This window comes from Rhodococcus sp. NPDC060090, from assembly GCF_042729855.1.
GTDB lineage: Bacteria > Actinomycetota > Actinomycetes > Mycobacteriales > Mycobacteriaceae > Rhodococcus.
On sequence record NZ_JBHWXB010000020.1, the window covers coordinates 32,011 to 45,665 of the forward strand.

The window sequence follows — 13,655 nt, forward strand, 5'->3', positions numbered from 1 at the left end:
TGGTAGACAACGGCGTCGGTATCGGCCGCTCCGGTGACGGAGACAGCCACACATCTTCAGTACACGGGCCGCACTGAGAAGGAGTCTTCGTCGAATGGCCGAGAAGACCAAGAGGTCGATCACGATCGATGCGCCGGCAGATCACGTGATGGCCGTGATCGCGGACTTCGACGCCTACCCCACATGGGTGGAGGCAGCCAAGACCGTCGAGGTGCTCGAGCGCAGACCCGACGGCCGCGCGGAAACCGTCCGATTCGTGCTCGACGCGGGGATCGTCAAGGACACCTACGTCCTGCGCTACCGCTGGGCACCGGACGGCCGGGCGGTCAGCTGGAACCTCGAGAGCGGCGAGATCCAGAAGGCACAGTCCGGGAGTTATGTCCTCGGCGATGCCCCGGGCGGCGGCACCGTGGTCGACTACGAACTCACCGTGGACCTGACCATCCCGATGATCGGCCTGTTCAAGAGAAAGGCCGAGAAGGTGATCACCGACACCGCGCTCAAGGAACTGAAGAAGCAGGTGGAAGGCTGAGCGCCGAACGCGGGACGACGCCCGCCCGCGTGCGGCTGTTCCTCGGCAAGGGAGGGTCGGGCAGAACCACCCTCGCAGCGGCAACGGCTCTCGACGTCGCGCGGGGCGGCGGCTCCGTGCTTCTCGTCTCGATCGACCAGGCACATTCGCTCGCCGATGTCCTCGCCGTCGAAGCGGGGCCCGATGTCACGGCCGTCGCCGACGGTCTCGACATGCTCGAGGTCGATTCGCTCGGGCTGCTCGAACAGCGTTACGCGGCACTGCATCGGCTCGCGACAGTCGCGGGGGGACACGAGCATGCCGGACAGTTCGATCTGCCTGCCCCGGAAGAGCTCATCGGTCTGCCGGCCGTGCAGGAGCTGCTCGCGCTCACCGAAGTGGCGCACCTGGCCGACGCGGGGCGTTGGCACACAGTGATCGTCGATGCACCCGCGTCCGCCGACGCGTTCCGGATGCTCGCCTCACCCCGCACGTTCTCCGACTACATGGATCGAATCTGGCCGCGGCACAGCCGGATCACCGCTGCGACCGGATCCGACCCGCGCCTGATGATGGTCGTGGCACTCTACGATCGGATCCTCGGCGGAATCAGTGCGGTTCGCGACCTCCTGGACGATCGCGCCCGAACGAGCGCGACGCTCGTCACGACCCCCGACCGTGCGGGATTCGCCGAGCTACGTCTGCTTCGCTCCTGGGCGGCGTTGGCCACGCTCCGGCTCGATGCCGTGATCGTCAACGGGATCCTGCCCGACCTCGGCGAGGACGGGGCCGCTGCCGAGTGGATCGCGACCGCGCGCACGGCGCAGTCCGCCGTCCTCGACGAGATCTGTGCGCTGGTCACCGAGGTGCCGATCGCTGTGTGCGAGCGTCGAAGCAGCGAACCGATAGGGTTGCTCTCGCTCGGTGAGATGACACAGCACCACCGAGGCGGCCGGGATCCGTCGCAGCAGGGGAGCGGCGACGTCGAACCGGTCCGGATCGGTCACGACATGGGAACAGGGGTGGATGCGGTGTACACGATGCGGATGCATCTCCCGCTGGCCGACCCGGCGTCGCTCACGCTCGGCCGGGTCGACGACGATCTCGTCGTGGGGGCCGACGGCATCCGTCGCCGCCTGCCGCTGGCGTCGGGTCTGCGTCGTTGCACGGTCTCGGAGGCGGAATTCGACGGAACCGATCTGCTGGTGCGCTTCGTTCCGGATCCGGCGGTGTGGCCGCAATGAGTTCGGATCACGATGCTCTCCTGGCCGATCTGAGGATCCTCGCCGACACCGTCCTCGACCGCGTCGAGGCGCTGGTGGAACAGGTGGCTGCGCAGGACGGTGCACAGCGACCCGGTGATGCGCACACGGATGCCCCACCGAACGAGGACACCGCAGAAGCGAGCGCGCCCGCGCCGGCCCCGGGTGGCTGTACCTGGTGTCCGCTCTGTGCGGTTGCCGCGTTGGTCCGCGGTGAGAACCACGAGCTGCTCACCACGCTGGCGTCCCAACTCGCCGCGCTGATCGCGGTCATCCGAGAACTGGTGGCCCGCTTTCTGCCGCCTCCTCGCAGCGAGCCGGACGACGAACCGGACGGCCCGCCGCCTCCGGAACCACCGGACCGAGGCGGTTTCGTGCCCATCTCCGTCACCATCCGTCCCTGACAGCGGACACTGACGGTATGGCTGAACGCGAACGGCCCACGATCGGCATCGATGTGGGAGGCACGAGCATCCGGGCCGCGGTGGTGGATGCCTCCGGAGCGGTGATCGACTCTGCTCGCGCGCCGACCCCCGGATCGGCGCCGGTGCTCGAAGACGCTCTGCACCGGGTGGTTCGACAACTCGCCGACCGCAACGACGTCTCGGCGGTGGGCCTGGCGGTCGCAGGGTTCCTCACAGCGGACTGTCGCACGGTCTGGTTCGCCCCGCACCTCCCGTGGGTCGACGCCCCGATCGCAGCACGCCTCACGGACCGGTTCGAGCTGCCGGTGATCCTCGAACACGACGGGAATGCAGCGGGGTGGGCCGAGTATCGATTCGGTGCCGCGGCAGGCAGCCGTATTGCAGTGCTCGTGGCGCTCGGGACAGGTATCGGTGCCGCGCTCCTGCTGGAGGGCCGGATCTTCCGAGGCGCTCACGGAGTTGCGCCGGAACTCGGCCACCTGCAGGTCGTGCCCGGTGGTCGGCCCTGCCCCTGCGGTAAGCGAGGGTGCTGGGAGCGATACTGCAGCGGCACCGCTCTGGTCGACATCGCCGTCGAGATGTTGGCCGCGAACCCCGGCCGTTCGCAGTTGATCGCGGGTACTGCTGCGGACCCCGGTTCGTTGACCGGCCGCCGGATCGCCGGTGCTGCCCATGACGGCGACCCCCTTGCTCTGGCAGCCATGGCCGAGTTCGCCAGGTGGCTGGGTCTCGGGTTGTCGATCGTCGCCGATGTGTACGACCCCGAACTCATCGTCGTCGGAGGGGGAGTGTCCGGGTCGGCCTCGCTGTTCCTCGACGATGCACGAGACCACTACGCCGCTGCCTCGACCGGTGCCGGACATCGACCCCTGGCCAGGGTGCGAGCCGCACAGCTCGGTGACGCCGCCGGCCTGATCGGCGCAGCGGACCTTGCCCGTCGCGCGATGGCAGCGGAATGCGAAATCACACTCGCGTGAGATTCTTGTCACTTCTCGCTCGTTGGCGTGGATCAGGGCACCTCTGCGCGTGCGTGTGACCCTCGAGGCGACGTAGAGTCGACCGGCGGGCTTGGTGAGCCCCGCGTCGACGATCCCGGGGAAGGTTTGCCATGTGGTACTGGCTTGTCAAGTACGTCCTGCTGGGCCCACTGCTGGCGCTCATGGGGAGGCCGAAGTTGGAAGGCGGGGAGAACGTTCCGGCCGGCGGCTCCGCGATCCTCGCCAGTAACCATCGCGCCGTGCTCGACTCGTTCTACCTCCCTCTGCTGGTGACGCGGCGCATCACCTTCCTTGCGAAGAGCGAGTACTTCACCGGTACCGGACTCAAGGGCCGATTCCAGCGCTGGTTCTTCTCTGCCGTCGGCCAGGTCCCGATCGATCGCACAGGTGCGGACGCCGCGCAGGACGCGCTCAACGCCGGTGTTCGGGTTCTCTCCCGGGGCAGACTGCTCGGTATCTACCCCGAAGGCACTCGTTCGCCCGACGGACGCCTGTACAAGGGCAAGACCGGCCTCGCACGCCTCGCGCTCGAGACCGGCGTCCCCGTGATCCCCGTCGCGATGATCGGTACCGACAAGATGAACCCGATCGGCTCCAAGATGTGGAAGCCGGCCAAGATCACCGTCCGGATCGGCGAGCCGATCGACTTCTCGCGCTTCGAAGGGATGGGTGGAAACCGCTTCGTCGAGCGCGCCGTCACCGACGAAGTGATGTACTCCCTGATGCAGCTGTCCGGCCAGGAATACGTCGACGTCTACGCCGCGTCCATGAAGGGCAAGGACACCCGGACCGACTCACCCGATGTCGCGTCTGTGCGTGATCTCGGCGATGCCGATCGCATGCCGGACACCCAGGCGGGGTGACGCGAGGCGGTCCGGGCATAATGTGACCACGTGCGCTACTTCTACGACTGCGAGTTCATCGAGGATGGACGCACCATCGAACTCGTGTCGATCGGTGTGGTGTGTGAGGACGGCCGCGAGTTCTACGCGGTCTCCACGGAATTCGACCCCGAGCGCGCGGGCCCATGGGTTCGCCGCAACGTGCTTCCCAAACTTCCCAACCCGAGCGACCCGGCCTGGAAGTCGCGGACCCGGATCCGCGACGATCTGTTGCGCTTCCTCGTCCCGCGCGTGGGTATCCAACCCGAACTGTGGGCCTGGATCGGTGCATACGACCACGTGGTCCTGGCCCAACTGTGGGGAGCCATGCCTGCGCTTCCCGACCTGTTGCCACGATTCACCCGCGAGCTGCGGCAACACTGGGAACACCACGGCTGCCCGCCGCTTCCGCCGGTACCCGACGACAATCACGATGCGCTCACCGACGCCCGTCATAATCTCGCGAAGTTCGACGCGATCGAGGCGGCCCGCCGCACCCGATAACCGGGCCTACGTGACCGGCGGGAGCAGTGGCCATATCCTGGTGGAGTGAACTGGACTGTCGACGTACCGATCGACCGCTTGCCCGAACTTCCACCGCTGCCGTCGGACCTGCGCGAACAGCTCGATGCCGCCTTGTCCAAGCCCGCATTGCAGCAGCCGAACTGGCCCGAAGACCAGGCCGCGGCCATGCGAACCGTCCTCGAGAGCGTCCCTCCGATCACGGTGCCCCGCGAGGTCGAAGAACTGCAGAACCAACTCGCGGCCGTAGCGCGGGGGGAAGCATTCCTCCTGCAGGGCGGTGATTGCGCCGAGACCTTCATGGACAACACCGAACCGCACATCAAGGGCAACATCCGCACGTTGCTGCAGATGGCCGTCGTCCTCACCTACGGCGCGTCGACGCCCGTCGTCAAGGTCGCGCGCATCGCCGGGCAGTACGCCAAACCGCGTTCGTCCGACACCGATGCGCTCGGTCTGCAGTCGTACCGCGGCGACATGGTGAACTCCATCGTGGCCGACGCCGCTGTCCGAGTGCACGATCCTTCACGCCTGGTCCGTGCATACGCGAACGCCAGCGCCGCGATGAACCTGGTGCGTGCCGTCACTTCCGGTGGCGAAGCCGACCTGCATCGCGTCCACGACTGGAATCGCGAATTCGTCGCGTCGTCGCCGGCCGGGGCCCGATACGAGGCACTCGCCTCCGAGATCGACCGCGGCCTGCGTTTCATGGACGCGTGTGGCGTCATCGACCCGAACCTGCGCGCAGCGACCATCTATGCGAGTCACGAGGCGCTCGTGCTCGACTACGAGCGTGCCATGCTGCGTCTCGACACCACAGGAGACGAACCCCGACTGTACGACCTGTCGGCGCACTTCCTGTGGATCGGCGACCGCACCCGTCAGCTGGACGGCGCGCATATCGCCTTCGCGGAGTTGCTCTCCAACCCGATCGGCCTGAAGGTCGGCCCCAGCACCACCCCGGAGATGGCTGCGGAGTACGTCGAACGGCTCGACCCCCACAACAAGCCCGGCCGGCTCACCCTGATCTCGCGGATGGGGCATTCGAAGGTCCGCGACCTACTACCCGGCATCATCGAAGCGGTCGAAGCCACCGGGCACAAGGTCATCTGGCAGTGCGACCCGATGCACGGAAACACCCACGAGTCGTCGACCGGATACAAGACCCGGCACTTCGACCGGATCGTCGACGAGGTTCAGGGCTTCTTCGAGGTGCATCGCGCGCTGGGCACTCATCCGGGCGGAATCCACATCGAACTCACCGGTGAAGATGTCACCGAATGCCTCGGCGGCGCCCAGGACATCTCCGACGTGGACCTGCACGGCCGGTACGAAACCGCGTGCGATCCGCGACTGAACACCCAGCAGTCCATCGAGCTGGCGTTCCTCGTCGCCGAGATGCTGCGAGGCTGAGTTCGACCGGCCTGGTGGCCGAACGGATCAGGGCACCGCAGTCAGCACGACCGTGCTGCCCGGTTCCGTTCTGTCACCGGCACCCGGACTCTGCCCGATCACCACGGAGCGGTCGGAGTCGGCGAGTTGCCGCACGTCCACCTCCAGACCCAGCCTGACCAGTTCCTCGCGGGACGATGCGACCGAGCGCCCCAACATCGACGGCACTTTCACGGCGTTCGACACGAGCAGCGTCACCGTGCCGCCTGCGCCGACCCGGTCACCCTCCGACGGATCGGTCCCCGAGACCCGGCCTGCATCGACGTCGGGATCGAACACCTCCTGTTGGTCCTGCACGGTCAGACCTGTCTTCTCGAGGGCTGCGCGCGCGGCATCGACGGTCCGACCTTTCAGGTCCGGAAGCTCCACCGGGGCAGCACCCTTGCTGATGATCACCTCGACCTTCGCGCCGACCGGCAGAACTGTGCCCGGTGCCGGGTCGAGTGCCGCGACGGCACCTTCCGGCACCGACGCACTGAACGCCGTCCCACCGTCGACGGGCTCGAACGTGCGACGCCGCAATTCGTCCTCGACCGTGTTCCGGTCGCCTCCACCGGGAACACCCGGCACCGTCGGACGACCCAACGACACCAGCAGCGCGACGGCATCGCCCCGCGGGACCTGTGAACCCACCGCCGGATCGGTGCCGAGCACCGTGTCGATGGGAATGGCGTCCGAGTACTCACCGCGGGTCTCCACGGTCGCGCCTGCGGTCTCGATGGCTGCTGCCGCGGCGCCGCGGTCCATGCCTTGCACCGCAGGAATGTCGATCATCCTGCCCGAACCGAGCCACCACCCGGCGAGGCCCATGAGCAGCGCGAGCACGACGATCGCGGCGATCCAGGCGGTGGTGGTCCGCCGGGAGGTGCGTCGACCAGCGGGATACCCGGGCCGCGTGCCGCCGCCGGGAGGCACGGCCGGGCCACCCCCGTGTACCTCCCGAGTGTCGGTGCGCTGGTGCTCCCGCGTGACGACCTTGGTGTGCTGCGGCTGTGCGTGGACCTGTCCGTTTGCCGGTGACGCTGCGCGATGCACCATGGTCGGCGCCGCATCCGCAGCGGGCGCGGCGGCCTGTCCGATCACGGTGGTATCGGGAACCACACTCGTCGCTGCCGGTGGCGGTGTTGCGGGCGCCACGACCGGGACCTTCGCCGTGGTGGCGGACTTCCGGGGCGCCGGGACACGGTATCGGGGAAGGTCGAGTGAATCGCAGAGGTCGGTGAGGGCGTCGGCCATCGCACCGGCGTCGGAGTACCGCTCACCCGGCTCACGTTCGGTCGCGTGACGCACCAGGGTGTCGAACTCCTCCGGCACACCGTCGATCCAGGTACCCGGATCGGGTACGTCCTTCTCGACACGCTGGTATGCAACGGACAGCGACGTGTCACCGGTGAATGGGGTCCGACCGGTGAGCATCTCGAACATCAGGACACCGGTCGAATACACATCGCTGCGCGCATCTGCGTTACCGGTCGTGACCTGCTCCGGGGAGAGGTAGGCGGCCGTACCCAAGATCACACTGCGCGACGTCGTATTCGCGGCCGCCACCGCACGCACGAGGCCGAAATCGGCGATCTTCACCTCCCCGTTCCGGGAGATCAGAATGTTCTCGGGTTTGACGTCGCGGTGCACGAGGCCCGCCCGATGGGCCACCGCGAGTGCGCCGAGTACGGGTGCTGCCACTGCTGCCGCAGCATGCGGGGGCATCGGCCCGCGCTCACGCAGCAACTCGCGGAGCGTGCCGCCTTCCACGAGTTCCATGACGAGGAACACATCGTCGCCGTCCTGCCCCTGGTCGTACACCGCCACGAGTCCTGGATGGTTGAGTCGCGCCACCGACCGGGCCTCGAACTCGAACCGTGCGAGGAACTGAGGGTCGGCCGCGAACTGGTGGTCCATGACCTTCACCGCGACCGGGCGGTCGAGGCGTTGATCGGTGGCGCGGTACACGGTCGACATGCCTCCGCGAGCAATCCGTGCTTCGATCAGATAGCGCCGGTCGAGGAGCTTGCCGACCATGTGGTCGCCTCCAGCGGTCACCCGGTGTACCCCCGTGTCTCGATGTCCCGATCTCGTCCCCGTCGATCGTAGTCATGGCGCCGACAGACGGTCGCGTACGTGTCCTCCGCGCATCGGCGATACGGTAATGAACCGTGAGCACTATTCCGTACTGCGACGACGTCCTTGACCGCACCGTGCCGGTGCTGCAACTCGTCGACGTGGCCAAGCAACTCGGCCTTGCCATCACCCGCGTCCATCAACTGCTGCGCGACGGCCAGTTCCTGGCGATCAAACGCGACCGCATTCCCGTCGTACCCGAGGCGTTCTTCGACGACAGCGGCGCGATCGCGAAGGGCATCCCCGGACTCATCGCGGTGCTCCACGACGGAGGATTCAGTGGCGAGGAAATCCTGGAATGGATGTTCCGGGAGGACGACACCCTCCCCGGTGGAAACGCCATCAGTGCGATGCACACCGATTCGATGAGGGAAGTGATCAGGCGAGCACAGGCCGCGGCCTTCTAGGACAACTTCGGCCTTCTGACACACACACCCGAGGCCGCCTGCGCCGGCGCGACGGATATCCGCGCGCGGTGCGGGACCGCCACACGGCGGTCCACCACTGGGTAACCGCTGCGCTCGACCTCGTCGAGGATCCGCCCGTACAGCACGAACGCGGTGCGGGCGGGCACCTCCGGCCTCACCGCGTGGCCGCGCGCAGATGCAGCGGATCGGGGTTGCGCAACGACAGTGCAGCGACGACCGCCGCGAACACGGCGAGTGCCACGTGCGCGATGTTGTACATCCCGATCGAGCCGTCCGGGTTGAAGATCAGCATGAGCCATGTCGACAACGCGACGAGGACCATCAGGGTGCGTGTGGACATCGCGAACGCTGCCGCCACGACCAGCGGCCACGAGTAGTACCACGGCAACGCGGCAGGCGACAGCAGTGTCACGGCGGTGAGTGCGATGACGATGCCCAGAACGGCGTCGCGTTCCGTGCGGCGGAAGCGCCACCATGCGAAGACCAGGATCACCACGAGAGCGATCATGCAGAGCATCCGTGTCACTTCGAGCACGGAACCGAGACGCCACGGCGTGAACCAGGTGACGACGTGCGCCGTCATCGTCGGAAGCGACAGCCAGTTGATGATCTTCGACGAGCCGGACAGCGCGGTGAGCCAACCGATACCGACGCCGGCGATCAACGAGGTGCCGCCGAACACGAGCGTGAACACCGCGACCCCGGTGCCTGCCGCTTTGGCGAACAATGTGATCGGGGAGACGGGTTCGCGGCCTTCGGCGATCGCGCGGTCGCGCTCGTGGATCATCCACACCCACACCAGGAAGGGCAGTGCGATTCCGGCGGTCGCCTTGATCGCGGCGCCCAGCGACACCAGGGCGACGCCGCCGACATGCCGGCCTTCGAGTGCGAGCACGATCCCGGCGACCATCAGCCCGACCATGAGCAACTCGTTGTGGACGCCCCCGACGAGATGAACGAGGACGAGTGGGTTGAGGACCGCCAGCCACACCGCGACGGTGGGATTGCCGCCCATCCGGCGCGCGAGTCGTGGCACTCCCCAGGCCATGAGCACCAGGCCGGGCAACATCAGCAGCCGCCACAGCCACGTGCCGGACACGACGTTGTCGCCGGTGATCGAGGTGATGCCTGCGCCGAGCAGGAGATGGACCGGTCCGTACGGGGTGGTCGTCGTGGTCCAGACGTTGCTGACATTGTCGAGCAACAGACCCGGGTTGACGACGGGGCCTTCCGAGTACGGATCGAACCCGTCGCGCAACATGGCGCCCTGGGCGAGATACGAGTACGCGTCCCGGCTGAACATCGGGGTCGCGACCAGTAGGGGCACGGTCCACGCGGGCAGGATCTTCCAGAGATCGCGAACCGATGCGCTGTCGGCGAGCACCGCACGCCCCAGGCGGACCCAGGCGCCGATCATCAGCAGGACACCGACCCAGACGATGATCGTGGAGAGCAGGTGACCGTGTCCGAATCGCAGCCACGACAGGTACATGTCCTCGAGCAGCGGGTCGACGCGGCGCACACTGCCTGCACCGAAGCTGCCGAAACTCAGGAGGGCCGCTCCACAGGCTCCGAGGAGCGCCGCATTACCTGCGGGACTTCGGAAAAAATGCGTCGGGCCCCGACGGGGAAGATCCGTCGGACTCAGCGGCGGACCTGTCGGTTCGGGCGATGTGATTGCCGGTGCCGGTTCGGTGGCCGATCGATCATCCGGGTCTGCTTCGGAAGCAGCAGGGGACGACATGGGTACGATTCCTCCCCCGGAAGTCGCGTTGGTGCTGGGCACAGCTGACAAGAACGATGACACAGTTTAGTGGAGTCGGAAAATGCAGTGCTCCCGCCTCGGTGTCGGCGTGGCGTGCACCTCAGTGCCGCTGCCCGGAGCCGCTCAGGTGCAGAGCAGCGGACAGGCCCGCCAGGCCCGCGCCCACCGCGACCACCTGCTGTGCACCGAGAACGGTACGGACCGGCATCAGGCCGCGCGTCGCGTTGCGGCCAAGGCCGCCTCGCGCAGGAGCGCTGCACCCGCGTCGGTCGCGCCGGACGAGTCGAGCGCAGTGAACGCGCGCTCGGTGAGGTCGGCGATCTGCTTCTCGACCTCGTCGACCGCGCCGACTTCAATGAGCAGGCCGCGTACCTGCTGGACCTGTGCGTCGCTCAGATCGGTGCCGATGGCCTCTCTCAGCGTCGCCGCGGCGACCGGGTCGTCGGCATCTGCGGCTTCGAGTGCGAGCGCGTACAGCACAGTGCGCTTGCCCGCGCGCAGGTCGTCGCCGGACGGCTTCCCGGTGACCTCCGGATCGCCGAAGACGCCGAGGAGGTCGTCGCGTAATTGGAACGCAAGTCCGATGTCGGTGCCGAAACGGCGGTATGCGTCGATCAGTTCGTCGCCTGCACCGGCGAGGACCGCACCGAGATGCAACGGACGTTCGATGGTGTATGCGGCGGTCTTGAACCGGTTGACGCGGGTCGCGGCCTCGACCGACTCGTCTGCCGCGACCTCACCGGCGATGTCGAGGTACTGACCGCCGAGGACCTCGGTGCGCATATCCGACCAGACGGGGCCGAGCCGCGTTGCCGCAGCGTGGTCGAGCCCGGCTTCGCGGACCATGTCGTCCGCCCACACCAACGCGAGATCGCCGAGCAGGATCGCGACGGCCTGTCCGAACTCCTCCGACCCGCCGCGCCAGCCGTTGTCGCGGTGCAATCCGGCGTAGTCGACGTGCACGGTGGGAAAGCCGCGACGCGTGGTGGACGCATCGATGATGTCGTCGTGGATCAGCGCACCGGCCTGCACCAACTCGAGCGCCGAGCAGGCCCGCAACACCGCGTCGGCGTGCGGTCCGGCCGGATCCCCGCCTGCACCGAGCCACCCGGACCATGCGAACGAGGGGCGCACCCGCTTACCGCCGCGCAGGACGAACGACTCGAGAGCGGTCACCGCTCCTCGGTAACCTCCACCGACGGCCTCCACGATGGGGGCCTTGGAGTGGAAGAACTGCCGCAGCGCGCCTTCGACGAGTTCGGGTAGCGGAGCGGTGGGCACGGGTGCAGGTCCGGTGGACAGGGGATTCCTCCTGGTCGAATGCGTCGAGCGTCGCGCGACGGATCGCGCGGCACCGACACCAACCTTATCCGGCGCCCTTCGTCGTCGCCGGTGGCCGGTCGCTGGTCGGCGCACCCTATGCTGGACGCGTGGTATTCGATTTCAGGGGGAACAGTGAAGGCGCGGCGGCCGGGGGCGTCGAACGAGTCGAGCAGGTGAGCGACTCGCGTACCCCGTCGATCGTGGATCGTCTCGGCGACCCGCGCGGCGGACGAATTCCGTTCTCCGTCGAATTCTCCCCGCCCCGTGACGCGGACGCCGAGGCACGCCTGTGGCGCGCCGTCCGAGTGTTCGAACGGCTCGGACCCGCGTTCGTCTCGATGACGTACGGAGCGGGCGGTTCCACCCGCGACCGTACCGTCCGCGTGACAGGCGATCTGGCGGAGGAAACGACACTGCTGCCGGTGGCTCATCTCACCGCGGTCGGACACAGCGTCGACGAACTCCGTGCGATGGTCGGCGCCTATGCGGATCGTGGCATCACGAACATCCTGGCCCTGCGCGGCGACCCGCCCGGCAACCCGCTCGGCGAATGGGAACCGCACCCCGACGGTCTTGCACACGCCGACGAGCTGGTGCGACTAGTACGTGATCTGGGTGATTTCCACGTCGGGGTGGCGTCCTTCCCCGAAGGGCATCACCGTTCACCCGATCTCGACCACGACACCCGATTCCTGGTGAACAAACTCCGCGCGGGCGCCGAATACTCCATCACTCAGATGTTCTTCGACGTCGAGCACTACCTGCGCTTACGTGACCGGGTTGCTGCGTGTGACGTAGAGCAGGCCGCGAAGCCGATCATCCCCGAGATCATGCCGATCACGTCGCTGCGCTCCGCACGCCGCAGTCTCGAGCTGTCCGGATCGAAGCTTCCGGCGGCGCTCGAGGAGCGCCTGGTGAGGGCGGCCGGGGATGGGCCGGAGGAGAACCGGGCCGCGGTGCGTGAGGTGGGAATCGATGTGGCCACCGACATGTGCGAACGGCTCATCTCCGAAGGTGCCCCATGCCTGCACTTCATCACACTGAACTTCGCGCGGGCGACGAGTGAGGTTCTCACGCGTCTCGGCATCGAGATGCAGGCATCTGCTGCGCAACCGGCCTGACGGTTCGTGAACACTGGTACCGGTCGATCCTGACTGCGAGTGCCGCGCAGATCAGGACTTGCTCCGCCCGTTCGACGGTGCTCGTACGGGTGCGGGATTGCGAGTGAACCAGGCCAGTGCGCAGATCAACAGCGTGACGGCCGTGGCGCCGCCTGCCACGATTCCCGCCCAGCCTGCGAATCCGCGGGTGTTGGGATCGGAGTAACGTACTTCGGCGCGGATCGTGCTCACTTCGCCGGCAGGCAGCTTCCACGAGACGATCGAATCGGACTCGCGGTCCCCGTTCGTGGTGGCGACACGTGCGGGGAAAGCGATGGTGAACTGCACGTCGGTGCCGCGTTCGGGCGCCGCTTCGAGATCGACTCGGCCGGTGAGCGACACGAGGTCGCCCGCACGCTGGAGCGAGAGCTGGAAGGACCCGGCGCTCTGTTCGGACATGGTCGCAAGTTGCTGTACGTCGCCGAAGGTCAGGTTGCTGAAGAAGACCTGACTGCCGACATACCCGTCCTGCGCGTACTCCTGTACGCGCACTTTCCCGGCCAGTGCGGAGGGGACCGTCAGTTCCGGGCCCTTGTCGTTCTCGTCGATGGGTATCGTCGCTGCCACGATCTGGCCGGAGACCCGATCGTCGGACGAGATTCCCATCGACGTCTGCACCCGAAGGCATCCGGTGAGCGCGGGTACCAGCATGACCAGGAGCCCGAGCATGGCGATGGCCCGGTAACGGAGGGAGGTGGGACGAACAGCTGTGGAGGACGGCGGCACAGGGATATCGTGCCAGGTCGGTGTAGGGCTGTCGGACCATCGGGTCGGTTCCGGCGCGTCGTCGTGCGTGTATGTCGCCGAAAG

At 67.3% G+C, this 13,655-nt stretch carries 14 protein-coding genes; 9 read left to right on the forward strand and 5 right to left on the reverse strand.

The genetic code is table 11. The features are described 5' to 3' along the window. Positions 1 to 94 precede the first annotated feature (94 nt). The 7 genes from ACFWCF_RS22915 (at position 95) to ACFWCF_RS22945 (ending at position 6,012) form a co-directional block, all read left to right on the forward strand. The gene (locus tag ACFWCF_RS22915; RefSeq protein WP_378492581.1) at positions 95 to 532 is read left to right on the forward strand and encodes an SRPBCC family protein; all 438 of its coding nucleotides are present in this window, start codon (positions 95 to 97) and stop codon (positions 530 to 532) included. A gap of 29 nt (positions 533 to 561) precedes the next feature. Continuing rightward, positions 562 to 1,755, forward strand: a complete 1,194-nt coding sequence (locus ACFWCF_RS22920; RefSeq protein ID WP_378566454.1) for an ArsA family ATPase — start codon at positions 562 to 564, stop codon at positions 1,753 to 1,755. After that, complete coding sequence (locus tag ACFWCF_RS22925) at positions 1,752 to 2,177, forward strand: hypothetical protein (protein WP_378566456.1); 426 nt, start codon at positions 1,752 to 1,754, stop codon at positions 2,175 to 2,177. The genes ACFWCF_RS22920 and ACFWCF_RS22925 overlap by 4 nt, the downstream gene beginning before the upstream one ends. Positions 2,178 to 2,194: 17 nt before the next feature. After that, entirely contained in the window at positions 2,195 to 3,175 is a 981-nt protein-coding gene (locus tag ACFWCF_RS22930) for an ROK family protein (RefSeq protein WP_378566459.1), read from the forward strand. A gap of 131 nt (positions 3,176 to 3,306) precedes the next feature. Then, positions 3,307 to 4,059 carry a lysophospholipid acyltransferase family protein gene (locus ACFWCF_RS22935; RefSeq protein ID WP_378566462.1) on the forward strand — a complete coding sequence of 251 codons (753 nt, stop codon included), beginning with the start codon at positions 3,307 to 3,309 and terminating at the stop codon, positions 4,057 to 4,059. Positions 4,060 to 4,089: 30 nt separating this feature from the next. After that, positions 4,090 to 4,581 carry a polyadenylate-specific 3'-exoribonuclease AS gene (locus ACFWCF_RS22940; RefSeq protein ID WP_378492586.1) on the forward strand — a complete coding sequence of 164 codons (492 nt, stop codon included), beginning with the start codon at positions 4,090 to 4,092 and terminating at the stop codon, positions 4,579 to 4,581. 45 nt (positions 4,582 to 4,626) lie between these two features. Further along, a complete protein-coding gene (locus ACFWCF_RS22945) occupies positions 4,627 to 6,012 on the forward strand; it encodes a class II 3-deoxy-7-phosphoheptulonate synthase (protein ID WP_378492587.1) in 1,386 nt (461 codons plus the stop codon). 27 nt (positions 6,013 to 6,039) lie between these two features. On the opposite strand, the gene pknB is transcribed toward ACFWCF_RS22945, so the two are convergent. Continuing rightward, positions 6,040 to 8,091: a Stk1 family PASTA domain-containing Ser/Thr kinase gene (gene pknB, locus ACFWCF_RS22950; RefSeq protein WP_378566465.1), complete on the reverse strand. Its 2,052-nt coding sequence runs from the start codon at positions 8,089 to 8,091 to the stop codon at positions 6,040 to 6,042. Between the two features lie 113 nt (positions 8,092 to 8,204). Between pknB and ACFWCF_RS22955 the strand changes: the two genes are divergently transcribed. Next, positions 8,205 to 8,576: an Rv2175c family DNA-binding protein gene (locus ACFWCF_RS22955; protein WP_378492589.1), complete on the forward strand. Its 372-nt coding sequence runs from the start codon at positions 8,205 to 8,207 to the stop codon at positions 8,574 to 8,576. Here ACFWCF_RS22955 and ACFWCF_RS22960 read toward each other — a convergent pair. The 3 genes from ACFWCF_RS22960 to ACFWCF_RS22970 form a co-directional block, all read right to left on the reverse strand. Beyond that, a complete protein-coding gene (locus ACFWCF_RS22960) occupies positions 8,573 to 8,743 on the reverse strand; it encodes a hypothetical protein (protein WP_378566468.1) in 171 nt (56 codons plus the stop codon). The two genes, ACFWCF_RS22955 and ACFWCF_RS22960, sit on opposite strands and share 4 nt — an antisense overlap. Positions 8,744 to 8,751: 8 nt before the next feature. Then, entirely contained in the window at positions 8,752 to 10,341 is a 1,590-nt protein-coding gene (locus ACFWCF_RS22965; protein ID WP_378566471.1) for an alpha-(1->6)-mannopyranosyltransferase A, read from the reverse strand. Positions 10,342 to 10,569: 228 nt separating this feature from the next. Further along, on the reverse strand, positions 10,570 to 11,643 hold the full coding sequence (locus ACFWCF_RS22970) for a polyprenyl synthetase family protein (RefSeq protein WP_378566474.1): 1,074 nt from the start codon (positions 11,641 to 11,643) through the stop codon (positions 10,570 to 10,572). A gap of 242 nt (positions 11,644 to 11,885) precedes the next feature. Here ACFWCF_RS22970 and metF point away from each other — a divergent pair, with 242 nt between their 5' ends. Next, entirely contained in the window at positions 11,886 to 12,806 is a 921-nt protein-coding gene (metF, locus tag ACFWCF_RS22975) for a methylenetetrahydrofolate reductase [NAD(P)H] (RefSeq protein WP_378566588.1), read from the forward strand. Positions 12,807 to 12,857: 51 nt separating this feature from the next. Here metF and ACFWCF_RS22980 read toward each other — a convergent pair whose 3' ends face one another. Further along, the gene (locus ACFWCF_RS22980; RefSeq protein ID WP_378566591.1) at positions 12,858 to 13,577 is read right to left on the reverse strand and encodes an LppM family (lipo)protein; all 720 of its coding nucleotides are present in this window, start codon (positions 13,575 to 13,577) and stop codon (positions 12,858 to 12,860) included. Positions 13,578 to 13,655: the final 78 nt, after the last annotated feature.

What these genes read in the sequence shown, in the direction of transcription:
- ACFWCF_RS22915 (WP_378492581.1), top strand. Translation starts at nt 95, where the DNA reads ATGGCCGAGAAGACCAAGAGGTCGATCACGATCGATGCGCCGGCAGAT.
- ACFWCF_RS22925 (WP_378566456.1), top strand. Translation starts at nt 1,752, where the DNA reads ATGAGTTCGGATCACGATGCTCTCCTGGCCGATCTGAGGATCCTCGCC.
- ACFWCF_RS22930 (WP_378566459.1), top strand. Translation starts at nt 2,195, where the DNA reads ATGGCTGAACGCGAACGGCCCACGATCGGCATCGATGTGGGAGGCACG.
- ACFWCF_RS22935 (WP_378566462.1), top strand. Translation starts at nt 3,307, where the DNA reads ATGTGGTACTGGCTTGTCAAGTACGTCCTGCTGGGCCCACTGCTGGCG.
- ACFWCF_RS22965 (WP_378566471.1), bottom strand. Translation starts at nt 10,341, where the DNA reads ATGTCGTCCCCTGCTGCTTCCGAAGCAGACCCGGATGATCGATCGGCC.